Genomic DNA, 22,891 nt, shown 5'->3' on the forward strand with positions numbered 1-22,891 from the left:
TAAAGTACGCACTTTTTTCACAATAAATAAAGCTTGGAGTTCCCTGTTTATGGGGCTTCCAAGCTTTTTACTCTTCTCTAACTGTCAAACGTGAGATTAGCACTGACATATGTACGTGTCAAGAATATTATCCTAAAAACAAGTCAAATATGTCAAATAAATGTCGGTTAAATGTCAGTTATATAAATCAAATATCAGTTATATATTAGCTATATATAACTGATATATCAGTTAATAACTATATATACCATCTGCAGTATCAATTACAATTACACATCCACTATGAATATGCTGCAATACCAATTCCATACTAGTTTCAGGTATGGATACACACCCATATGTGCCGTTATCATTAGAACAATGTAAGAAAATCGCTGAACCTGCATTCCGTATACAGTCCATATTGTAATCGATTGCGATCACATAAGCATATTGTTTTGAGTAGTTCAGAATATGTTCAGCAGACAGCCAATCAGGGACAACCTTGGGATCATTTGTAGATACGAATTTATTATAATACTTCGAAGCAGGATCATCTACCCAATAATTTGAATCATCCACTTTTGTATATGGCAACGTTGTTCCTGGATTATCCTTTACACCAAATGCCATTGATAATGTATATATGCCAGTTGGCGTTATGTGAGTGCTTTCGTTTACATTTGCAGCATTTCCAACTCCATCTTTTCCCACATACCCTTGTGTTGATATAATTTCTGTCCATTCATTATTTTGGATTTCATGCATTGTCACAGTTGCCTTGGAACCGCTTGCTGCAACTACAATCATTTGATTTACAGAATTTGAAATCTTTAGATTCGCTACAAAATCTAGATTAACTTCCGCTTCCGTTTGAATATTAGGTACTTCAGAATTATTATTAGCTGCGTTATTAGAGTCTGGATTAACATTAACTTCCTGTGATATCTGTGATGAAATTTCTTCTAAGACTTGTTCTGATGATATTTGTGTTGTTGTAGTCTGTGTCGATTCCGTTGTAGTTTGTGTTGATTCTATTGTAGTCTGCATTTCCTGTGTTTCATTTATATTCTTAGCTTTATTAGAATTATTACATCCAGGTATCGTTACTATGATCCATGTTGCAATAACTAGTAATGCACTTAGCTTTCTAATTCTCATGTTTGCTCCCAACCGTCCGCTTACTTCTTAATAACTCCATAAGTTCTTTTGTTCTACAATTATAGCTTGCATCTATATCATTTGCAAATATAAAATCTTCCATTTCTCATTGGATTTATCCTGCTCTATCATTTCTCACTACACATAAAAATAACATTTTTAACTCAGACATTCACTAATCGGCGGTTTCCTAATAATATAATATATAATATATTATTAATTCTCAATATATTATTGTCTTAATGATCCTAAGTAGGTGAATATTATGAGGGTTGACTTCGATCAAATTATAGCAAACGTAAGAGACGGAGCCTACAAATCCATTGGTTCGGGGTCTGGGAGACGAGTATTCGACTTAGAAAATGGATATGTTGTCAAAGTGGCTAAAAACAAAAAAGGAATTGCACAAAATGAGGCTGAGTACCAAATTTCATCAGCAAGTAATTCTGCACTATTTGCAAAGATTTTGCAGATTTCTGAAGATTACCGTATGTTGATTATGCAAAAAGCCGAAAAAATAAAACACATCTCGGAAGTCTGGGAATATTTTAATGTTAAAAGTAATAGAGAGCTTTATAATGTTGGCGAAATAAGATATATTTCTTCGGAATATAATTTACTAATGGCCGATTTGTATCGGCCTGTAAACTGGGGAAGAATCAATGCAAGGCCAGTTATTATTGATTTTGGATTTACTCGAAGAGTTAGAAAAAAATATTATTAAATATTATAACAAAAACCAAAAGAGACTTATTTTATGAGTCTCTTCTGGTTTTATTATATTTCTTTTAAATTTTATCTTCCTATTTAAACATTTAATCTCTATTTAGATAAAATAGATTATTTACCCAGATATCCGCCATCGACAGGAATAATTGCTCCGCTTAAATAATCCGAAGCTTTGGATGCAAGAAATACTGTGATGCCTTTAACATCATCTGAATTACCCCAACGACCAACAGGTATTCTTGCTAATATATCTGCATTTCGCTTTTCATCCTCAATCAGCTTTGTGTTCATTTCTGTTGCCATATATCCTGGCGCAATTGCGTTAACACTAATCCCTTTTGATGCCCATTCATTTGACAATGCTTTTGTAAGCTGCGCTACGCCACCTTTTGCAGCTGCATATGCAGGAACAGTAAATCCACCAAAAAAGCTTAACATCGATGCAAGATTTATTATTTTACCACCACCGTTTTCAATCATTTCTCTGCCCGCTAACTGACACATTTTAAATACGGCTCTTAAATCAACATTTAAAACGTCATCCCAATCACTCATAAGAAAATCCTCGCATTTATTTCTGCGTTGAATTCCTGCATTATTTACAAGAATATCAATTTTCCCACCCAATAATCCAAGTGCTTCTTTAAATGATTCCTCAATACTTTTTTCATCTGACAAATCACATTTAACACCCTTAACATCAAAACCTTTATCACAAAATTCCTTTGCAGCCACAAACACACTATCACTAGATGCAAGAATCACAACTGCTGCGCCAGCTTCACACAGCCCTTCAACCATACCAACACCCAGCCCTCGATTACCACCAGTAACCAACGCCTTCTTCCCATTCAAATCAAACAAATTCATAAGCCAAACCTCCATTTTTCTTCTTTTTCTTCTACCACCGCAATATATTTTACCCATATGATTTCCGTTTCAAAGCTCCTTTGAAAATGTAACCGATGATTTTAATTTCTAATTATTCATTTTGTCGCAGACCGGCTGAAAGCAGTGCCTATGTTATGTCAAGACTCAGATAAAAAATGAGCGTAAGCGAGTCTTTTTATCATCTCTGAGGCTTGTAAAGAACATACTGCTTGAAGGAAAGGCAAGCAAAATGAATAATTATAAATTAAAATCATTCAGCACCTTCATGACGTTTTGCTACTAAAATCAATTTAAAATGTAAACATTACCTTGATTGCGCCGGTTCCTTTTGTAAATAATAAGTCAAACCCTTCTTGTGCCTTTTGGGCAGGTAATACATGTGTAATAATCTTTTCATATAAAGGCTCTTTTGCTGCCATTTCAGCTGCAATTTCAAAATCTTTTTGTCTGTAAACTCTTACGAAATTTATCGAAACTTCTTTTGCCATACCCTTAAATAATGGAAGCTCAGTTGGTTTTTTGTATGATGCAACGATTACAATCTGTCCACGAACCTTAACAACATCAAGCAAACAACTTGCAACTGGAGCGGCTCCTGCACAGTCGTAAACTCTATCAAATCCATCTCCATTTGTTCTTTCTTTGACAAATTCATTTAAATCAATTTCCATTGAATTAATAACATCAAATCCGAGACCTTTGGCAATTTCGATTCTTGCTGGGTCTGTTTCTGCAAGCACAATATCTCTTGCGCCAAACAATCTAAGCGTTAATGCAAGGCAAAGTCCAATTGTACCGCAACCGAAAACAATCGCATTATCACCTGGTTGAAAGCCTGTCTGCCTTAACGTATGCACAGTAACAGCGATTGGTTCAAGAAGTGCTCCAAGTTTATCTGAAACGTTATCTGAAAGTTTTATAATATTCTCTAAAGGAATTGCAACATATTCAGCCATACCACCAGCTGCGTCTATTCCAAATAATCCCAAAGTATTACATACATGCTTGTTACCTTCTTTACATGGCGTACATTCCATACATGAAATCAAAGGATAAACAGTTACTCTTGTACCCTTTGGAAAACCTATCGCATCCTCTGCGATCACTCCTGAAAATTCATGTCCCATCGTAAGTGGTGCTTTTGCACGAGGATGTGTTCCTCCATAAATACTTAAATCTGTTCCACATATTCCTGAATGCGAAACTTTAATCAATCCCCATCCATCTGGGACCTCTGGCATCGGAATTTCATTTACTCCTATTTTGTTTGCTCCTAAAAATTGAATTGCTTTCATATTAATTCCTCTCTTTCAACTGCATAGTTTTGGTTTTATGGTTATGATTTTATAATTGATTCTATTAATCTATCGTGTTGCTTAAATCAACTTATTTACTGGATAATGTAAAGTTTCTCCAGATACAAATCTAACTGCTTCCTGTGCAGCTTTTACTTTTAATTCAACTGCTGATTGCTCCGCATACCATGCTGTATGGGGGCTTATTATAAAATTTTCAAACTCTAGCAATTGGTTATCTACCGCTAAAGGCTCATGTTCAACAACATCAAGTCCAGCTCCTGCAATTTCTTTGTTCTGCAGTGCAACTAATAATGCATCTTCATCTATTATTCCGCCTCTAGCTGCATTTATGATATATGCAGATTTTTTCATAGCTTTTAGTTCTTTTTCACCAAAAAGGTGATATGTGTCTGGTGTCAATGGGCAGTGAATTGAAATAATATCTGACTGTTTAATTAATTCGTCCAATGAAACGAATTCAATAAAGTCTGGGAACGCTCTCCCTGATTTTTGATATTCAATGTCGTATGCAATGACTTTACATCCCAAAGCGTTTACTCGTTTTGCAAATTCTGTACCGATTCTTCCTACTCCGCATACACCTACAGTACATTCGCTTAATCTGTAAATTGGAATTCCTTTTTGATAATCCCATATACCTTCTCTTATTAATTTATTTGACAAAACAACTTTTCTTACTAACGCCATCATTAATGCCAATGCTTGATCAGCAACCTCACGTGTACCGTAATCTGGGATGTTACATGCCTGTACGCCATACTGATTGGCATCATTAATATTAATGTTATCATAGCCTACACCATATCTAACGATACATTTTAATGTAGGGATTGCCTCAAATATTGTTTTGTCCATCTTTACATATTGGTTTAAAAGTACAACTGCGTTTTGACAGGTTTCAATTACCTCCTGCTGTGTTTTACAGTGTAGCCAATCAAAACTGTAACCTGCTTTACCAAAAATCTCTGTTTCTGGTCTTACATCCTTATGGTCTAAATCGCAAATAACAATTTTATTATCATTCATAACTGGTATCCTCCAATGTATTTAATGTCAAACTCAAATCTTTAATCTCTTTAATCTTTCTTTAATCTCTAACATCTTCATTTGCTTAATCTTTAATATAGTGCAATTATAGTTCTTTATTTTTTCAAAACATATCAATATATTGCTGTATATTATACAAATATTGCTTTTTTTCACAAAAATCAGTATAATACAGCTAATAATATATCCAATATCACTAATACTAACGCTAATAATTCGAACATAAAGATGGAGGAATCGACCTTGAAAGAAATTGCTGATTTTAAATATAAAGAACATGGCAAAGATATTCTGAGTAACAAAGAGCATTCTCATAATAATTGCTATGAAATACTACAGATATGGTCAGGTGAAGGTGTTGTAATGGTTAAAAATAAATTATATCCCCTCAAAAGCGGTTCTGTGTATTTTATAAATGGAATGGATATTCATTGTTCTGTACCAAAAGAACCCAATGAATATATAAGAAGTAAGATTATTATTTCAAGTGAGTATATTAATAAAATTGCAGAATTTACGAAAAGCTTTGAAATCCTCAATGATTTATTTATTAAAAGTGGTGGAATGTGCATTGAATTAGGACCAAACGAAGCCGCTATCATTGACGAAGCATTTTTGAAAATAAAAGATAATATAAGTGAAAATACTGTATATACGAATATTAATGTGGCAACTGCCATATTTGAAATATTCACCTATGCACATGGCAATAAAAACACATATAGCCCTGCATTAACAAACAAAATCTCTGAAGTACTTCAGTATATTAATAGAAATATAGAAAATAAAATCACGCTTAATGATATTTGTAATTATGTCCATTCAAGCAAATATTACCTATGCCATATATTCAAAGAAACAACGCACATGACAATACTTGATTATATTTTATTTCGCAGAATATCTATTGCGAAAAAGAATTTGATATACACAGATAAATCTCTGGCCGATATTGCAATGTCATCAGGATTTAGTAGTTTTTCATATTTTAGTAGAATGTTCCATGTTTGTGAAGGGATTACACCAAGTGAATTCAGAAAGACGAACACATTTCAATAACAAAATAAAATCCTAATGATATCTTTTACGTCTTTTCATTTGTTGTAAATGTCTTATTAGCATTATAATTTGTAGTATTAGTATGATACCTATTCCAATACCGAGATACCATACGTTAATCACGAAGCTTTTTTTACTAATTGGTACTGATGAATTATTGCTTGCAAGGTACGGAAGATTTTCGGATTTAATTGTATTTTTTTTATTAATTATAATACTGCTGCTTCCTACAGTCTTTCCATTATATATAAAATTAAGTTTCGCTGCATAATTGGGATCATCGATATTACCTGTAGCGCTACTGTCAACTTTCAATCCGATATCTGATAATTTAGCAGCATTAGGCAAATCTATATATGATGCATCAAATGAAAAGCTAATATTATTATTTCCATATACTTCTGAGTCATAATAATTAGAACTATTAAACAATGAACTCATATCGCTATTTGAAATAGAAACTTTTTTAAAATTGTTAAACCCGTACTCAAACAAGTCCTTTGTATCCATATAACGATCATTAATATTAGCTTCCTTCATTACTACGCAGATAAGCCGCATACCATCTTTTTCTGCATATGAAATGAGTGTATATCCAGATTCGTCTGTAAACCCAGTTTTACTTCCTTTACAATATTCATAATAAAATTGTCTGCCCTTAAACATAAGATTACTTCCCGTTAAAATTCGGGCAACGCTAGTTAAGTTAGTGGATCCTAATTTATACGATCCAGTATAGGAATCTATTGACAAAAAAGCCCCGTTGCTAAAACTGGCACGTCCAATCATAGCCATATCGTAGGCTGTAGTATAATGGTTTGGATCTGATAATCCACTTGCGTTATTAAAATGTGTGTTCAATGCACCAAGTTCTTTTGCCTTTGTATTCATCAAATTAACAAAGCCTGAAAGAGATCCTCCTACATGCTCTGCTAACCCATATGCGACCTCATTGGCTGATGATAATAAAAGTGCATATAACGATTGCTCTACGGTGTACTGTTCACCAACTTTTGTCGAAATATTGGAATCGCCTTGTACCACACTTCTAGCGGCCTCTGATGAAAATGTAACGACTTCATCAAAGCTACAATTTTCAATTGTAAGAAGGCCGGTCATGATTTTAGTCATGCTAGCTGGATATGCCTTCATATGACTACTTTTATCATATAATATTGCCCCAGTATCTGCATCAATTAGAATGGCACTTCCTGCTAGTGTTTCTGGAGCTGTTGGCCATTGGACGGTTTGGGCATAAGTCATTTGAGAAACATTAACAACTGTAAGCGTAAAAATAACTATAGTAAAAATTATTGATGTAAATCTAGTAAATGTTTGCCTTCTCATAAATGTTTGCCTTCTCATAAATGATCCCCTGATTATGTTATTTTAGTATATTATTGCCCCCTTTCTTCATCTATAAACACCAAAACAAATCCAATAATATAAACAATAGTAATCTTGGACCTGCCTGTGATATAATAATAAATAATGCTATTATATATGGGGGATTACGCAATTATGGTGTTACAAAAAACAATAATAAAGGATTACTGTCAAAATGAAATCAAAAACGAATGGCTTGTTTGTAAAGATTCCTTTCCGCTTTTTCTGATTGCCATTTCAAATGAAACCAAATCAGAAAATGAAAAGAATATTCAGACAATTTCAGCGGACTTAAGGCAACAAGTTGATAACTTTTCACGCTTTCCAATTGGCCGAAAGAGATGGAAGCGAAAAGCACTAAATTCATTCAAACAAGTATTATCTACTGAGTCGATACTTGGCACTCATCGCTTTTTAAATCAACAGACTCAAGATGCATTTCAGGAAGAGCTCATGGAATTTCTTCGCCAAGCAAGACGTTTTTCACCCGAATTATCAATTGATGGAATCGGACAGGCCATTAGAAATTATATTGTTTATTTGATGTTTAACGAGCTAAATCAAGTGAACTATGGTTTTAACACAGCATGTTTTGGTTACAGTATGCTATATCCTTTCACAGATAATTTCATTGACAGCAACGAGTACTCCCATGAAGAGAAAAAACAATATAATCAAATGATTCGAGATAAAATAGAAGGCAAAGTGATTCATCCAGCATCAATCCATCAAAAGAAAACTTGTGATTTACTTCAGGCAATTGAATCTAAATATCCAAGGGATAATGATTCGACAGTTTTCAATTTATTACTTATGATGTTAGAAGCACAGGAAGCTAGCTTACTTCAGCAAAATACAATTAGCACCTTAACCTCTGAAGAAAGATTGGATATTTCTCTCTACAAAGGCGGAATCTCCGTATTAATTGACCGTTTTTTTGTTGAAAAGGAAATTACTGAAGAAGATTTGCTTTTTTATTTAGAATTTGGATTTTTTTTACAGCTTGCAGATGACCTTCGAGATATTGACGAAGATAATAAGAATGGTAATCAGACTATTTTTACATTAGATTTGCAATTTGAACAACAAGAAAAAATTGTCAATAAAATGCTACACTTTTTACAACAGATTATGGATTCTTATCAAGCAGAAAACAGTTTCTTTAAAAGTTTTGTTTTAGCAAATTGTTATCAGCTTATATATTTATCGGTAGCCGGAAGCAAGTGTTTTTTCTCAAAAGAGTACCTTGATAAATTAGAAAATTATATAAATGTCACCTACCTTTTTTTGGAGAATTCTGGAGATATTCTGCCTAAAAATAATAAAAAAGGTAAAGAGAACAATTATATGAAACTATTAGATGAGATGATTTTTTAAATTAGATTTAGCCACGACTTGTTCCTGTGATTTAATTGTTTTATTTGATAAATCAGCTTACTTCAAAATTATAAATATAAATTTTGAGCATAATATGCCAATTATTATTCCTGCTATTACATCCGTCGGGTAATGTACATCCAAATACAGTCTTGAAAAAGCAATGAGAAATGCAATTCCCATAAATATGAATTTATATTGACTAAATGACATTGAAAGTACTTCTGCTACAGCAAATGATGATAATGCATGTCCCGAAGGAAAAGAATAGGTGATTGGCATTGTAATTAATAGATTATTGTTTTTATATTTGCATGGTCTAACTCGTCTAACTATATGTTTTACAAGCCCTTCACCCAGAGCAGCCGCTACAATTAATGTAAGTATTACCGAACCTCCGATTGCCCTATATGGTTTGTCTAAAATCAAAATCACAGCCATTATAATCCATATCAATCCTAAATTTCCCATTCTTGTAGTAAAAGGCATTAATATATCTAAGTATCTGTTTTTTAAATATTTTCTTATTATGTATAATATATAGTTATCTAAGCTATTTATTTTTTTTGAAATAATCAAATACATCTAATCACCTTCTTCATAATATAATATTTACCGTCATATCGACTTTTTAACGCAATACCATTGTAAATACTCTAGTTAATAAGCAGAAACATATAGCCAACTTCCCAGATAGCCTCATCAAAGTTGTCTTTCCAAAATTCTATGATTCCATCCGTATTATGCTCAATTATCCTTGAATAAATCACAATATAATCCTGTATGTCATGAAAGTAAATTTCCTTCTTTTCATTTATCAGCCATCTTAAAAAAGCAGAATATTTTACCATTATATATTCTGTGATCACCACTTGAAATGACTTTATCGAATCATCAATATTATCACTGATACAATTGCCGAAAACCTTTGAAACAATGCAGTTCTCAATCAGTTTATCATATTGCGCAAACACCTTTTTAAAATCATTCCATTCAATATGACTTCTTCCCACTTCCCCATCTTCCGCTAGATAAGATATATCTTTTAAGTACTCGCTGAAGCTTTTCACTTTCTTATAGTTTAAAACTATATCTATAAACAATTCATTAATTTCATTGCATGAGTCTTCATTATCTAACTCAATCTCACTCCATGAATCAATTAACAACAAAAGATATTTTTTATCCTTGAAGTTATTTATTATATCCTCCGTTATGGCCGGCTCTCTCTTTATAAATAATAACATATTAAATATAATCAGGATACTATCATTCAATGAAAATTCGCTGTTTTGCAGTGTATTTATCATTACTTCTCTTATTCTATATTCTATCGAAATATCGTCCCATAGCTTCTCATCACCTTCAAATGTGAGCTTTAACTTCCCATCAATATTATTTATCAGATCCACAACCGTAGGGCAAGCACATGAAAGTGAACACTCCTTTAAATTTCCAAAGACATTTTCCAACCTTGGGAATAAACTACAGGCGTTTGACAAACACTCTTCCCCACATTTTATAACAATATCACATAAGCCTTTTTTGTCTAAAAATGGGCAGTGCATCTTTTGTCCCATTTTAATAAAATACTGTATCTCGTTATTCACTTTTTTTGTTTTTATATTCTTGAGAATATATCCGAACTTCATTTCATCGCTTTTCCATTTGTTATATGTATCTATATCGACAATAATTTCCCAGCCTTGGCAACATGTAAAAGAGCATCCATCTGCTATGCAACTAAAATCATCATAGAATTCCACCTTTAATATGTTATTCATTTAATCACCTATGTCTCCTCACTATTGATTCACTATTGATTCACTATTGATTCATTATTGATACACTATTATTACACTTGACGCTATATTCTTGGAAATGCTATACTGATGAACAATGTTTCACCAATCTAACTGCTTTTACTAAAATAATCAGGCTTATTTTATTCATGGAAGGATTTTTTGATATGAAATTAACTAACTTAACTGAAGGAACAGAAATTATTGTAAAAGCATATACAGAATACGAAAGTATTGAATTTAATACAAAATGTGTTCAGGTTTTAGATAATTCTATATTAGTAGAACCTATTAAAAAAGAAAATGAACCTATTAATTTTAAATCAGACATTGTAAAAATAGATATTTCCTTAATTAGAGAAGAGCAATCCCCGCTGATATGGAAAAACGTATCCGTAACTTATATCAGTTATATGAATCAAGAATTCCATTACATCACAGCATTTTCGTATTATAGTTCTATTGATACTTATATTATAAAGAAGCAGCGCGAAAGGGTTCAGAACAAGGCAAAATAAATAATTCTGTAGTAATTACATAAAGCCTTTCGTGCTATACGTTTCAATATTATTTCATAATTTATTATATATTTTATTAAATAAAGACCTCAACAGAAGTCAAAGTCTTTCGCAATTTTAAATTATGAAATTATAAATGTGTCCAAGCGGAATATATGCATATAAAAAGCGGGTGATGGGAATCGGACCCACGTGTCTAGCTTGGAAGGCTAGCGTTCTACCATTGAACCACACCCACACATGAATATATACAAATCATCATTCTATTATATGTTACTAAATCGGGGTGACAGGATTCGAACCTGCGGCCTCCTGGTCCCAAACCAGGCGCTCTAGCCAAGCTGAGCCACACCCCGTGATTTTGTAACTTATTGAAAAGTAATCAGTTATCTACCCTTCAACTATTAAAAGCAATAAGACTTGAATCAAAGTTGAAGTCTTAATCTTTTCTAATGCGGATAACAGGAATTGAACCTGCACCCTCTCGGACTAGATCCTAAGTCTAGCGCGTCTGCCAATTCCGCCATATCCGCATGCAACACTATAAACAATTGATTTAATTATCTTGTGTGCTTTGCTATCTTATCATAAAACATATTATAAAGTCAATCGTTTTTTTTCGCTCCATAGATTCTCTACAAATTCCGCAGTTTTCGGCTGTCTTCATACGGTTTTTGTCCTCTATATACTCAAACATATTATTTCTCAATCATTTCCTATGCACTTCCCTGTGATTTTATGATTTGCTATGCACTTTCTCAATCATTTTCTAAGTGCTTTCTTATCATTTCATCAATCGCTTTTGCCCTGCACTCCCATGAGTGATTATTTTGTGCCTTTATTCGCCCGTTATTCGCCATATCCGCCATCCAATCATCATTCTTTAGGATTCCCTCGGTAATATGGGGAATGTTGTCTATATGGGCAAGATTGAAAAACTTAATATCTTTACAATCGCAAAACTGCTCACTAAGATAAATGCTATCATCTGATAAACTCACCGCTCCATTTAACATAGAATTAAATATTCTATCATGCGCGCCATCCTTGAACAACGGCATTACATTCAAAGATATCTTCGATTGATTGATAACTTCAAGACACTTGCGCGAATTTACGCCACCTGCACTAATTATATTTTCGGGATGTTTGCACGCAAGCGCATCCCATCCAGCCCCAAACACATTTACTCGAAATCCATTATCAACTAGTTCCTTTACCGCGAGCGCTCGAAAATGAAATCGCACGGATAAATCAATAAATATCATATTTTTATAGCAGCTCTTTAACTGCGCATCACTAAGCTGTCCCAGCTCTTCCTTTAGCTTATCTTCAGCCAAATCTTCCAACCTGAGGCTTGGATTAGCAATTAGCTCCTGAAGTATCGAATGATAGAAATCAATGTACTCCTGGTCCAAATGTGCAATAAACTTGTCAAAGGTATCTGGCCTTGTGTAATTACCTGTAAATACAATATCGATAGGACGCTCCTTTATTGGAATAAGCGGTTCCCCAGTCTCTAGGTGCGTTCCTCCAAGCGGTAAAAAGCCACCAAGCCCTACCTCTGGAAAATAACGTTTCATATAAGCTTCATGAAAACGATCAATACTAATTTGATAATAAACCCTTGGCGTTTTTTCAATATATTGGTGATAGTAAAATGGATGATCCACAACCATGTTATAGCAAGGGATATTATGTTCATCCCAAAAATTGCTACTATCATCTCTGTATAGATACTTCTCGCCCGCAATCCCATTAAAATTAAAAGTAAACATGACAACATTTCCATTTTTACAAAAATCATTCAATAAATGATAACTACATTCATCATTTAACAAGTCATATAAGAAAATATCATATCCAATTACTTTAAATGTTTTAGCTAGTTCAAGCGAAAAATACTCTTGCGTTTCAACTCCACCCTTAAATAAAATCAACTTCATCTTTTGAAAACTCCTATGCTGATATCTTGATTTCTCTATTATACCTTTATCATAATATATTTTCAATTTTTTCTTATCTAACTTTCAAACCATACTTGTCTTTTATTTATAAATTTAAAAATTATATTTCACTCCATAATTTATAGATTACATCAGCATTAATTTCATGAGGTGTATTGGACATACTTCCTTTCTGAATTTGCGTAAGTTCTGTGTACAGTTGAATTTCTTCAAGTGTTAGCTTTGGTGCTTCACCTAACATATCTTTTAGAATATCTGCAAACTCGTCAATACTTTCGCAGCCTAGGGCATTTAAAACGTTATCAATTTTAGCTTTTGCTACATCATAGTTAAGTTTCAAATACTCCCGCATGATTAGTCCATTTGCTTTACCATGTGGAATATCTTTAAAAAAAGTATAACAGTATCCCATTCCGTGTGCTATCGTAACTCCAGTTTGGGCAATAATTATTCCTCCTAAAAGCGATGTATACATAAGATTTTCTCTATCATTATCATCTAGCTCAAAACGAGCTAATTTTCTCATACTCTTTCCAAAAGTCCTAATTGCCTCTAACGACAAACATTCACTAATTACTGTGCTTCTATTAGCCAAGTATCCTTCTAAGGCATGTGTAAATGCATCTACAGCAGTATTTATAGTGGTATTCTTTCCTAATGTTGCAGTATACCTGGCATCCAAAAATGCATATTGTGGGTATGTCTTATCTGTTCCAAAGCTTACTTTTGTTTGCAAATCTTTTCTTACAATAACACTATAGGATGTGACTTCGCTTCCGGTTCCAGCTGTAGTTGGAATTCCTATAATGGGCAAGACCTTCTTGAATTCGTTTTTGAATAAATCTATTGCAATAACTTCTGGATTTGCCGCCAATACTGCAATCGCTTTTGAAGCATCAATAGGAGAACCTCCTCCTATTCCAATAATAAAGTCAACTTTTTTCTGAGCTGCAATTTTTCCAGCCTTTTCAACCGTTTCAACGGATGGATTATTTTCAATTTCATCGAAAATAATATAGCTGATTTTATTCTCCTCCATCACCTTTATTATATCATCCAGTGCCCCACAAGCCTTTGCTGATTGTTTTCCTGTAACAATCAGCGCCCTTTTTCCTAATTGTGCAAATATATCTGCATTTTTACTAATACAATTTTTCCCAAAATATATCTTTGTTGGGATCGCATATTTAAATTCCATTATTCACGCACACTCCTCTCAATAAAAGGGGCCAAATGTAAATGAAAAAACATTTACATTTAGCCCCTTTGCTATAATAAGTTTATAAAAAGTAATCTTTCTTGCACTAGCCAACAAAATCAAAACATAGTCTTTATTTAGAATAATTCTATATTTAAAAAATATAAAAGTCAATACAATCCCTTTAAAAAACCACAAAAAAATAGTAATCACAAAATACAACACGTTTTGTGATTACATAATTATTAATGAGACATCCGGGGTTCGAACCCGGGACACCTAGATTAAAAATCTAGTGCTCTACCAACTGAGCTAATATCCCATATTATATTAGCAGATCCATAATACATTACCATTAATCGGTGATATTGATGTGATCTAAACTGGGCTAGCTGGATTCGAACCAGCGTAATGCAAGGATCAAAACCTTGTGCCTTACCGCTTGGCGATAGCCCATTAATTTAAAATTAGGGTGGATAGAGGGGTTCGAACCCTCGACCTCCAGAACCACAATCTGGCGCGCTAACCGGCTGTGCTATACCCACCATGTAAAACAAAATAACAAATAAATAAAAAAATAGTGTGCCCGAAGGGATTTGAACCCATGACCCACGCCTTAGAAGGGCGTTGCTCTATCCAGCTGAGCTACGAGCACACGTAAGCGGGTGATGGGAATCGAACCCACGTGTCTAGCTTGGAAGGCTAGCGTTCTACCATTGAACCACACCCACATAAAAATTATGCAGCTATATATATAATAACGAATATTTTTTCATTATCAAGTCGGGGTGACAGGATTCGAACCTGCGACCTCTTGATCCCAAATCAAGCGCTCTAGCCAAGCTGAGCCACACCCCGATTGTCTTGTGTTTGCCCCGTTTCTTTCAGCGACGCAAGAGTTATTATATTATATCCACCCTAAGATGTCAACACCTTTTCAACATTTATTTTAATTTTCAACACAATTCGCGCAAAGCCGCTTAAATACTATATTTCAAATCTTTTTTCAGATCTTTTTAGCGACTTATTTAGCATTTTAAAATAATGTGCTTCAAATATTGACATGTTTCAATGTATAATTTATATTTTCATCGTCGTCGATATCCATAATAATATAAGTTGGCTTTTTATCATTTTGTCTTGGATAAGATATACTACCAGGATTAATTAATGTTACCTCCTTATAAATTTCAATTATTGGTCTATGTGTATGACCAAACATGACAATATCCATACGTCTTCCAATTGCTTCTTCTTTAATAAAATCTAATCCAACCGAAACATAATAATAATGTCCATGCGTAAGAAGTACATTATATTTTCCTATTTTTATAGTGATTTCTCTTCTAAGATTAGAAAAATAATCATTATTTCCTGCTATCATTATAACTTCACAATCTGCTAATTCTCTAATATAATCCTCTTCACCCTCTGCGTCTCCCAAATGTATTAGCATATCAATAGGACCTTCAAGTTTTATAGCTTTTTTTAAGTTCTCATGATGTCTATGAGTATCACTAACAACCATTATCTTTTGCATAATTAAATCCTTTCATAGCTTATGCTGCATTATAAATATAAGTGAATTTAGTTATAATTTTTCTTTAAAATTTCTTTCATTTGCTCTAATGCTTTTCCTCTGTGGCTAATTGTATTCTTAATTTGAGCTGTCAATTGCGCTGTTGTTGCATTGTATTCAGGGATATATACAATAGGATCATAACCAAAACCGTTATCTCCCTTTTCTTCGTAACCTATAAGACCTTCTATCGTAGCTCTTGTAGTAAAGGCTCTTCCATCTGGAAATACCGCAGCAATCACACATACAAATCGAGCACTTCTATCTTGTCCTTCAACACCCTCTAGACGGTCGATTATCGATTTGTTTTTGATATTATATGGAGTGTTCTCTCCCATATACCTTGCTGAATATATTCCGGGTTCTTTATTTAGATAATCAACTTCAAGTCCAGAATCATCGGCAAGCGTAATCTCACCAGTAAGTTCCATAATCGTCTTAGCCTTTATCATAGCATTTTCTTCAAAACTAGTTCCATCTTCAACAATGTCAACTTCAATTCCAGCTTCCTTCATAGATAAAAGCTCTATATCCAAGTCGCTTAAAATCATTTTTATTTCTTCCAGCTTTCCAGCATTACCCGTTGCGAATATCACCTTCTTACTCACGTTTCATTACTCCTTAAGTTAATTATCTATTTATTGTAAACATTTTTAGACATATATTACAGTTTTTTGATTCCTCAACATGTTCCCAAGATTTTCCACTAAGACTAATGTAACCATTACCATCACTTAAGTCAACTTCTGCAGTAGGCGCTCCTGCCCTGTATTCCACAGCTATTGGATGGATTGAATTCGGTGTTTTAATCTTAATAACAACGCCATATTGATTTCCCTTTTGCAAATCATAAGATTTATCCAAATCTACCGTATAATATCCAGCATTCGTAAAAGTCCCTTTTTTAACAAATACTTTATTATCAAAAGATGACGTATCCTGATAATTATCTACGAAATATATTTCATATTCCGTAGCTTTACCTGTTGCATAGAAGCTAACTGCTTTCAAAGTCTCCTCTGAATTTGCTGTATAAACATTTGAAAAATAGGCAGTATCTCCTTCATATCCCATCTGACCGACCCAGCCACATAAATCACTCTGGTATATGTTATCGTAGTTAGTAACACTTGCTACGCCTGTATAAACGACATTATGCATACCAATATTAGAATCATAGTATGAAATATAGAATAAACCACCATCTCCAAAATTGGCGCCCCAACTATTCATACAGATAAAAGCTCCATCACCTTCAAGATTACCGTTAAAGTTGGATTTTGAATAATTATCATCCCATCCAACAATAACGACATCATGATTCGGTTTCTGAGTTCCAATATAGCAATATGAGTAATTGTTCTTATTATAATAAACCGAACTTTCATTTGAACTCGCCATAGACGAATAGAGTGAAGACTCAACGCCTCCATACATAAATACAGCCTTTTTAATTGCCTCAAAATTCTTACTATCTATAATCTGAACCTCTTGAACATGCTTAACAGGTTTTAACTCACTCGAGTGGATTCCATCTCCATACGGGTCATCAGACTCTAACACGGGTCCCTTCCATGCGGTAAGATAAGCAATTGCTCTAGTGTAATCACCACCGTCTGACTGATTTCCAACATATCCATTATTAAAAGACATATTATCCACAGAAAACGAAAATTTTTGTTCTGGCATTAGCCTCGACTCTAGCGCACTAAGTGCCGCAAAGGCCCAACAAGTACTAAGATTCCCTTGATTTTTAATTTCTGGAATCTTCTTAATATCTCTATAACTAAACTTGGATGGAAGGATATTATCTCCTTTTTTACTATCCGTTAAATATAAAGTATTAGATGCAATATCCCATTTATAAGTGTATCCGAGCCCTAACTCAACCACTTTTGCCTGTAAATATACCATTCCATCCTTAATCAACATTGCACTTGGCACTTGAATTTGCACATCACCTACATGCATGTAATTCTGCTCTAATTGAACCGTTAATTCTGTATTTCCTTTTTTAATTAGAACACTACCATTGTCATAATAATTAAATGAACACTTAAAAGCCTCTGTAAAAACAGAGGTAGGAATCATTATATTCATTTTATCATCCATAAACATTTGCTCATTATAAAATGAAACAACGTTTGCATCAACAACTAATTGTATTTTAATGTCATTCACATTATTTGCTATTACACTATTCCATTCAGTAGGAACTTCTTCTACTTGCACTGTGTCTCCAACCGCTACGCCCTCAGCCATGAAGTTCCCCTTGAAACTCCATCCCATTATGGCAAATGCAATTATCACTAAACTCAAATAAATCTTCTTATTTTTCAAAATGGCCCCTTATTCATATCAAAAATTATTTCTTCCTAGGTGGCTTTTGCCCTAAATACTGATAAAAATATGTTTTTATCATACCATTATAAATCTTTCTATTCTTGTCTGCTTTTCTTCCAAAATATTTCTCGGTTTCTTCATATGAAGTAATTACATAGGCTGACCAATCTTCAAGTTTCTTAAACTGTTGTCCAAGCATAGAATATATAGGAGGGAGATCGGCCTTTTCTTCCATTCTTTCACCATAAGGTGGATTTGTAATCAAAAATCCGTATTTTTTAGGATGACTCAAGTCCTTTATATCCCTTTGCTGAAAATGTATCAACTTATCAACGCCAGCATTGATAGCATTCTGCTTTGCAATCTTAATGATATCCCTGTCAAAATCATATCCCTGGATATCAGTTTCAATATTAAAATCGATCATATCATGTGCTTCTTGTGAAATATCATTCCATTCTTTCTTCGCAATGATATTGTCCCATTTTTGTGCCGTAAATGAACGGTTTAATCCTGGTGCAATCTTTGCCGCCATCATTGCAGCCTCAATTGGAAATGTTCCACTACCACAAAATGGATCCACTAAAATTCTATCTTTATTCCAAGGTGTAAGCATAATCAAAGCCGCAGCCAAACATTCCGAAATTGGAGCCTTACCTGATGATAGTCTGTACCCTCTCTTATGAAGGGAATCACCTGTTGTATCGATTCCAATAGTAACTTCATCCTTAATTATAGTTACCCTAACAGGATAATCATTTCCACTCTCCTCAAACCATTCAACGTTATATTTTGACTTAAGACGATCTACCATTGCCTTTTTAACAATAGACTGAATATCTGAGCTACTATATAATTGACTATTTACAGAGCTTGCCTTGGTAACCCAAAATTTTCCGTCTTTTGGAATAAAGTCTTCCCAAGGCACATCCTTCGTCTGATCAAATAGCTCAGTAAATGTCACTGCTGTGAACTTTGCAGTCTTAAGCAATATTCTTTCTGCGGTTCTTAGAAACATGTTTCCACGACAAATTGCCTCTGCATCCCCGATAAACGTAACCTTACCATCCTCTACGCAGCTAATTTCGTATCCCAAATCAATTATTTCTCTCTTTAAAACTGCTTCCAATCCAAAATGGCATGGCGCAATTAATTCAATTGTATTCATAAATTCTCCTAAATAGTATATTTTTATAAAATAATTCTGTCAGATTCATATTAAATCCTAATTTTCACTTGTAAGAAATTCTAATTAAATTCTATATATTTTAGACTTTAATTTAATGTGATTAAAACGCAATACACTTATATATTATAGCTTATAATACATACTGTCAATGTGAATCCTTGTCATAAAATATATTTTTTGAATAAATTAAGGTTATCGACAAAGCTATCCTGTAAAATTTATATAGTTTTACAAATTATTCGAATAATTGTTTTAAACTCCGTTTAACAATAGCTTGAATAGTCACTTTAGTAGTCCTTTTAGTAGACATTTTAACAATCAATTTAGCAGTCACTTTAATAATAAATTTAGCTATCACTTTTATTATTTTAAATACCGTGCTTTATACATATTAATCCCACCAATTACTGTCTTTACCCTATATCCCATCTCGCTTAATTTCTTGGCAGCAATCAAACTTAACGACCCACGCTCACAATACAAAACAATTGTTTTATTTTTATCTAGCTTTTCTAAGCTTTTAAATAATTTATCGTTATTAATATTTATCGCATTTTTTACATGCATCTTTATATAGTCTGCTTCATCTCTTAAATCAACAATAATTACATCTGGATCATTAGCTAACGAATTCAAATTTTTTACACTTATATTCTCAAATATCATTTCTAAACCTTTTCTATTTACGCTTTATCTTATAATTATAATATAAAAAATATCCTATAAATGTGTATGTACTTTTAAAATCGGCAGCAACATAAACGGCAATAGATTGCGTATTTCTAAAAAAGCGACATAGGTTATCCTATGCCGCCTCAAAAGCTTTTCCTTTATGACAATTATATAGTTAATCTTATCGATTTTCTAATAATTAATTAGTCAACGTCAGAAGCTTTATAATTGCTTTTTGATTTTGTAGAATCGCTATAAGCATTATAGCTGTTTTGAGAAGAATTGCTTGTACTTGTACTATTCTTAGAATTACTATTCTTAGAACTGTTTTTTGCGTTGTTGCTCTTTGAATTTGTTTGTGAATCATTTGAATTCATTTTTGCCATTTTTTATTTCCTCCTAAAATTAAATTAATTTTACATAAAATAGTATTTCTCTTATTAATATAAATATACGCAAATAAATAAATTCAATTATAATATTATAAAACATAATAAATATCAGTTCCCCTTTATATCCATACATTGTTAAATATTTATCATTATGACAGTATTTTTTCTGTATTTTATGCATTCTTTATACTTTTTTTACAGTAAATTTAAAAAAACTCATTATATTTTATCTTGCAAAATCCGACAAAATAATATATAATCAACTTGTAAAGAGAATCCCCTTCAAAATTTTCTCTTTACTATAACCCCTTATTAATTATTTATACTCCCCTCATTAAAACAGCAACAGGCTCCCCCCTGTTGCTGTTTTATATTACTTATGTCTATACTCATGTCTAATATCTTTACTAATCTTATATTTTTACCTATCTTATTCGTTTAAATAATCCAACTAATAATATTATTATACAAATGGGTATTGCAAAATTTATGGCTACGGATAAAAGGAACCTTAATATTATAAAAACAATAAATAGCATTAGTATTGAAATAAGACATCCTTTCAGTCCAAACAATGAATGAATTTTCGAATTATCAGCTCTCTTACTAAAATCATCATCTTCTTGATTATAGTCATCATAATTATCATCACTATACTTATTATTTTCACTTTTCGTATTATTCTCGTTATTATCGTTTTCTTGCATTTCAATTACTGTTTTTGCTAAGAGTCTTGGGTCACCGAGCATATCTAATACTTCAATTTCACTTTTACCATTTAACATTTCACTGTTTATATAATTTTTATAATAGTCAATATTATCAGAAATGATAATCTCTGATACCTGTCCATCTAATGCATCCTTCATTTTATATAAAAATTCTTCTTTATTCATATGAAAGTCCAACTCCAATCTAATATAATTTCATTTATATTAACACATATTCTATGCAAAACAAATCAAATATTAGTTACGTATTATTAAATAATTATAAATTATTACTACTTTTAATCTTCACTTACAATATACCAAAAAACCCTGCAAATAAATTTGCAGGGTTTTTTGTTTTCACACAGTGTACGTGACAGGAGTCGAACCTGCGACCTTCTGGTCCGTAGCCAGACGCTCTATCCAGCTGAGCTACACATACATATGATTTTATCCCAAAAAAATTCCATAAACAAAAACATAGCACTTGTGCTATGTTTTTAATGCCGGCGACCGGAATTGAACCGGTATGGGATTAACTCCCGCAGGATTTTAAGTCCTGTGCGTCTGCCGATTCCGCCACGCCGGCATAAATGGGACCAATAGGGTTCGAACCTATGACCCTCTGCTTGTAAGGCAGATGCTCTCCCAGCTGAGCTATGATCCCAAGGGAAATGTTGAATTGAAAATAGTAAAATAAGTATTAGTCTACTTCAGCGACCCGGATGGGACTCGAACCCACGACCTCCGCCGTGACAGGGCGGCGCTCTAACCAACTGAGCCACCAGGCCAAAACAATTAAATACTCAAAACTATAGTAGATTTTAATGGACCTTCGGGGACTCGAACCCAGGACCGACCGGTTATGAGCCGGTTGCTCTAACCAACTGAGCTAAAGGTCCAAATAAGCCGGCAATCGGACTTGAACCGATAACCTGCTGATTACAAATCAGCTGCTCTGCCAATTGAGCCATGTCGGCATATAGGGAATACTTAAAATAAAATCTACTACAATGACTCCAAGGGGATTTGAACCCCTGTAACCGCCGTGAAAGGGCGGTGTCTTAACCGCTTGACCATGGAGCCTTATCTGGAATTTCTCTTTTTTGAATTCTCTGGTAAAACTTCATAAAGAATATCCTAAACTCCCTGAGTAGGACTCGAACCTACAACATCACGGTTAACAGCCGTGCGCTCTACCATTGAGCTATCAAGGAAAATAACTTTTTTTTTGCAAATACATACGAAATTGCAATGCAACTCCTTATAAGTAACTCTACAATTTGCATTGAAGAAACTACTAATACACGTTTGTTCCTTCAAAACTGCATATTAAATATATCTATCATCCGTTTTTTTTATCTTTATCTCTAAAGATAACTCTCTTGTATGTTCTATCCTATGACCATTGTCTTTGCTTCGCAAAGCCATTTTAAGTTGCTACGCAACTTATCTTAACTTTAGTTTTAGTAGCAAAAACAATGTTTCGCTTGGTTAAGCCCTCGACCTATTAGTATTAGTCAGCTGAACACGTTACCATGCTTACACCTCTAACCTATCTACCTCGTAGTCT

Annotated in this window: 20 protein-coding genes, 17 tRNA genes and 1 rRNA gene; 4 read left to right on the forward strand and 34 right to left on the reverse strand. The window is 33.3% G+C overall.

What is annotated here, in order from left to right; translation table 11 throughout:
- Positions 1–231 precede the first annotated feature (231 nt).
- The gene (locus BMY18_RS19840) at positions 232–1,140 is read right to left on the reverse strand and encodes a L,D-transpeptidase family protein (protein ID WP_092458110.1); all 909 of its coding nucleotides are present in this window, start codon (positions 1,138–1,140) and stop codon (positions 232–234) included.
- A gap of 265 nt (positions 1,141–1,405) precedes the next feature.
- Between BMY18_RS19840 and BMY18_RS19845 the strand changes: the two genes are divergently transcribed.
- Complete coding sequence (locus tag BMY18_RS19845; RefSeq protein WP_092458113.1) at positions 1,406–1,864, forward strand: hypothetical protein; 459 nt, start codon at positions 1,406–1,408, stop codon at positions 1,862–1,864.
- A 116-nt stretch (positions 1,865–1,980) separates the two neighbouring features.
- Here BMY18_RS19845 and BMY18_RS19850 read toward each other — a convergent pair whose 3' ends face one another.
- From BMY18_RS19850 to BMY18_RS19860, 3 genes are all read right to left on the reverse strand, one after another.
- Positions 1,981–2,739, reverse strand: coding sequence for an SDR family oxidoreductase (locus tag BMY18_RS19850; RefSeq protein WP_092458163.1), 759 nt, complete (start codon positions 2,737–2,739; stop codon positions 1,981–1,983).
- Positions 2,740–3,050: 311 nt separating this feature from the next.
- Entirely contained in the window at positions 3,051–4,055 is a 1,005-nt protein-coding gene (locus tag BMY18_RS19855) for a zinc-dependent alcohol dehydrogenase (protein ID WP_092458116.1), read from the reverse strand.
- 81 nt (positions 4,056–4,136) lie between these two features.
- Positions 4,137–5,105: a C-terminal binding protein gene (locus BMY18_RS19860; RefSeq protein WP_092458119.1), complete on the reverse strand. Its 969-nt coding sequence runs from the start codon at positions 5,103–5,105 to the stop codon at positions 4,137–4,139.
- A gap of 264 nt (positions 5,106–5,369) precedes the next feature.
- Here BMY18_RS19860 and BMY18_RS19865 point away from each other — a divergent pair, with 264 nt between their 5' ends.
- Positions 5,370–6,185 (forward strand): helix-turn-helix domain-containing protein, encoded by an 816-nt coding sequence (locus BMY18_RS19865; protein WP_170841516.1) that lies wholly within the window; start codon positions 5,370–5,372, stop codon positions 6,183–6,185.
- Between the two features lie 12 nt (positions 6,186–6,197).
- Here the strand turns inward: BMY18_RS19865 and BMY18_RS19870 are convergent, their stop codons facing one another.
- Positions 6,198–7,550, reverse strand: a complete 1,353-nt coding sequence (locus BMY18_RS19870) for a D-alanyl-D-alanine carboxypeptidase family protein (protein ID WP_092458126.1) — start codon at positions 7,548–7,550, stop codon at positions 6,198–6,200.
- Between the two features lie 156 nt (positions 7,551–7,706).
- On the opposite strand from BMY18_RS19870, the gene BMY18_RS19875 reads away from it, so the two are divergent.
- Entirely contained in the window at positions 7,707–8,948 is a 1,242-nt protein-coding gene (locus BMY18_RS19875; protein ID WP_092458130.1) for a hypothetical protein, read from the forward strand.
- A 57-nt stretch (positions 8,949–9,005) separates the two neighbouring features.
- Here the strand turns inward: BMY18_RS19875 and BMY18_RS19880 are convergent, their stop codons facing one another.
- Together BMY18_RS19880 and fliB are read right to left on the reverse strand one after the other, a co-directional pair.
- Positions 9,006–9,533, reverse strand: a complete 528-nt coding sequence (locus BMY18_RS19880) for a phosphatase PAP2 family protein (RefSeq protein ID WP_092458133.1) — start codon at positions 9,531–9,533, stop codon at positions 9,006–9,008.
- Between the two features lie 71 nt (positions 9,534–9,604).
- On the reverse strand, positions 9,605–10,732 hold the full coding sequence (fliB, locus tag BMY18_RS19885) for a flagellin lysine-N-methylase (RefSeq protein WP_092458136.1): 1,128 nt from the start codon (positions 10,730–10,732) through the stop codon (positions 9,605–9,607).
- Between the two features lie 185 nt (positions 10,733–10,917).
- Here fliB and BMY18_RS19890 point away from each other — a divergent pair, with 185 nt between their 5' ends.
- Entirely contained in the window at positions 10,918–11,268 is a 351-nt protein-coding gene (locus BMY18_RS19890; RefSeq protein WP_139197351.1) for a hypothetical protein, read from the forward strand.
- 167 nt (positions 11,269–11,435) lie between these two features.
- Here BMY18_RS19890 and BMY18_RS19895 read toward each other — a convergent pair.
- From BMY18_RS19895 to BMY18_RS20025, 27 genes are all read right to left on the reverse strand, one after another.
- Positions 11,436–11,506 (reverse strand) — tRNA-Gly (locus BMY18_RS19895).
- A gap of 43 nt (positions 11,507–11,549) precedes the next feature.
- A tRNA-Pro gene (locus BMY18_RS19900) sits at positions 11,550–11,624 on the reverse strand.
- 97 nt (positions 11,625–11,721) lie between these two features.
- Positions 11,722–11,801 (reverse strand) — tRNA-Leu (locus tag BMY18_RS19905).
- 225 nt (positions 11,802–12,026) lie between these two features.
- Positions 12,027–13,214 (reverse strand): glycosyltransferase family protein, encoded by a 1,188-nt coding sequence (locus BMY18_RS19910; RefSeq protein ID WP_092458142.1) that lies wholly within the window; start codon positions 13,212–13,214, stop codon positions 12,027–12,029.
- 121 nt (positions 13,215–13,335) lie between these two features.
- Positions 13,336–14,433 carry an iron-containing alcohol dehydrogenase family protein gene (locus BMY18_RS19915; RefSeq protein WP_092458145.1) on the reverse strand — a complete coding sequence of 366 codons (1,098 nt, stop codon included), beginning with the start codon at positions 14,431–14,433 and terminating at the stop codon, positions 13,336–13,338.
- A 249-nt stretch (positions 14,434–14,682) separates the two neighbouring features.
- A tRNA-Lys gene (locus BMY18_RS19920) sits at positions 14,683–14,755 on the reverse strand.
- Between the two features lie 61 nt (positions 14,756–14,816).
- Positions 14,817–14,889, reverse strand: a tRNA-Gln gene (locus tag BMY18_RS19925).
- Between the two features lie 15 nt (positions 14,890–14,904).
- Positions 14,905–14,978, reverse strand: a tRNA-His gene (locus BMY18_RS19930).
- Positions 14,979–15,014: 36 nt separating this feature from the next.
- Positions 15,015–15,088 (reverse strand) — tRNA-Arg (locus tag BMY18_RS19935).
- Between the two features lie 5 nt (positions 15,089–15,093).
- Positions 15,094–15,164 (reverse strand) — tRNA-Gly (locus BMY18_RS19940).
- Positions 15,165–15,216: 52 nt separating this feature from the next.
- Positions 15,217–15,291: transfer RNA gene (locus BMY18_RS19945), tRNA-Pro, on the reverse strand.
- A 193-nt stretch (positions 15,292–15,484) separates the two neighbouring features.
- Complete coding sequence (locus BMY18_RS19950) at positions 15,485–15,973, reverse strand: metallophosphoesterase family protein (RefSeq protein ID WP_092458147.1); 489 nt, start codon at positions 15,971–15,973, stop codon at positions 15,485–15,487.
- Positions 15,974–16,020: 47 nt separating this feature from the next.
- Complete coding sequence (gene rdgB, locus BMY18_RS19955) at positions 16,021–16,620, reverse strand: RdgB/HAM1 family non-canonical purine NTP pyrophosphatase (RefSeq protein WP_092458150.1); 600 nt, start codon at positions 16,618–16,620, stop codon at positions 16,021–16,023.
- A 22-nt stretch (positions 16,621–16,642) separates the two neighbouring features.
- The gene (locus tag BMY18_RS19960; RefSeq protein WP_242941092.1) at positions 16,643–18,352 is read right to left on the reverse strand and encodes a lectin like domain-containing protein; all 1,710 of its coding nucleotides are present in this window, start codon (positions 18,350–18,352) and stop codon (positions 16,643–16,645) included.
- 25 nt (positions 18,353–18,377) lie between these two features.
- On the reverse strand, positions 18,378–19,523 hold the full coding sequence (locus BMY18_RS19965; protein WP_092458153.1) for a THUMP domain-containing class I SAM-dependent RNA methyltransferase: 1,146 nt from the start codon (positions 19,521–19,523) through the stop codon (positions 18,378–18,380).
- Between the two features lie 384 nt (positions 19,524–19,907).
- Complete coding sequence (locus BMY18_RS19970) at positions 19,908–20,210, reverse strand: rhodanese-like domain-containing protein (protein WP_092458156.1); 303 nt, start codon at positions 20,208–20,210, stop codon at positions 19,908–19,910.
- Between the two features lie 209 nt (positions 20,211–20,419).
- Positions 20,420–20,602: a hypothetical protein gene (locus BMY18_RS19975; RefSeq protein WP_092458158.1), complete on the reverse strand. Its 183-nt coding sequence runs from the start codon at positions 20,600–20,602 to the stop codon at positions 20,420–20,422.
- Between the two features lie 431 nt (positions 20,603–21,033).
- Positions 21,034–21,504, reverse strand: a complete 471-nt coding sequence (locus BMY18_RS19980) for a DUF1700 domain-containing protein (RefSeq protein WP_092458160.1) — start codon at positions 21,502–21,504, stop codon at positions 21,034–21,036.
- A gap of 182 nt (positions 21,505–21,686) precedes the next feature.
- Positions 21,687–21,760, reverse strand: a tRNA-Arg gene (locus BMY18_RS19985).
- Positions 21,761–21,822: 62 nt separating this feature from the next.
- Positions 21,823–21,907 (reverse strand) — tRNA-Leu (locus tag BMY18_RS19990).
- A 5-nt stretch (positions 21,908–21,912) separates the two neighbouring features.
- Positions 21,913–21,985 (reverse strand) — tRNA-Val (locus BMY18_RS19995).
- A gap of 50 nt (positions 21,986–22,035) precedes the next feature.
- Positions 22,036–22,109 (reverse strand) — tRNA-Asp (locus BMY18_RS20000).
- A gap of 37 nt (positions 22,110–22,146) precedes the next feature.
- A tRNA-Ile gene (locus BMY18_RS20005) sits at positions 22,147–22,220 on the reverse strand.
- A 5-nt stretch (positions 22,221–22,225) separates the two neighbouring features.
- Positions 22,226–22,298: transfer RNA gene (locus BMY18_RS20010), tRNA-Thr, on the reverse strand.
- A gap of 34 nt (positions 22,299–22,332) precedes the next feature.
- A tRNA-Glu gene (locus BMY18_RS20015) sits at positions 22,333–22,404 on the reverse strand.
- A 59-nt stretch (positions 22,405–22,463) separates the two neighbouring features.
- Positions 22,464–22,535: transfer RNA gene (locus BMY18_RS20020), tRNA-Asn, on the reverse strand.
- 273 nt (positions 22,536–22,808) lie between these two features.
- A 23S ribosomal RNA gene (locus tag BMY18_RS20025) occupies positions 22,809–22,891 on the reverse strand; the annotation flags it as partial.

The organism is [Clostridium] fimetarium (assembly GCF_900111235.1).
Lineage (GTDB): Bacteria > Bacillota > Clostridia > Lachnospirales > Lachnospiraceae > Clostridium_N > Clostridium_N fimetarium.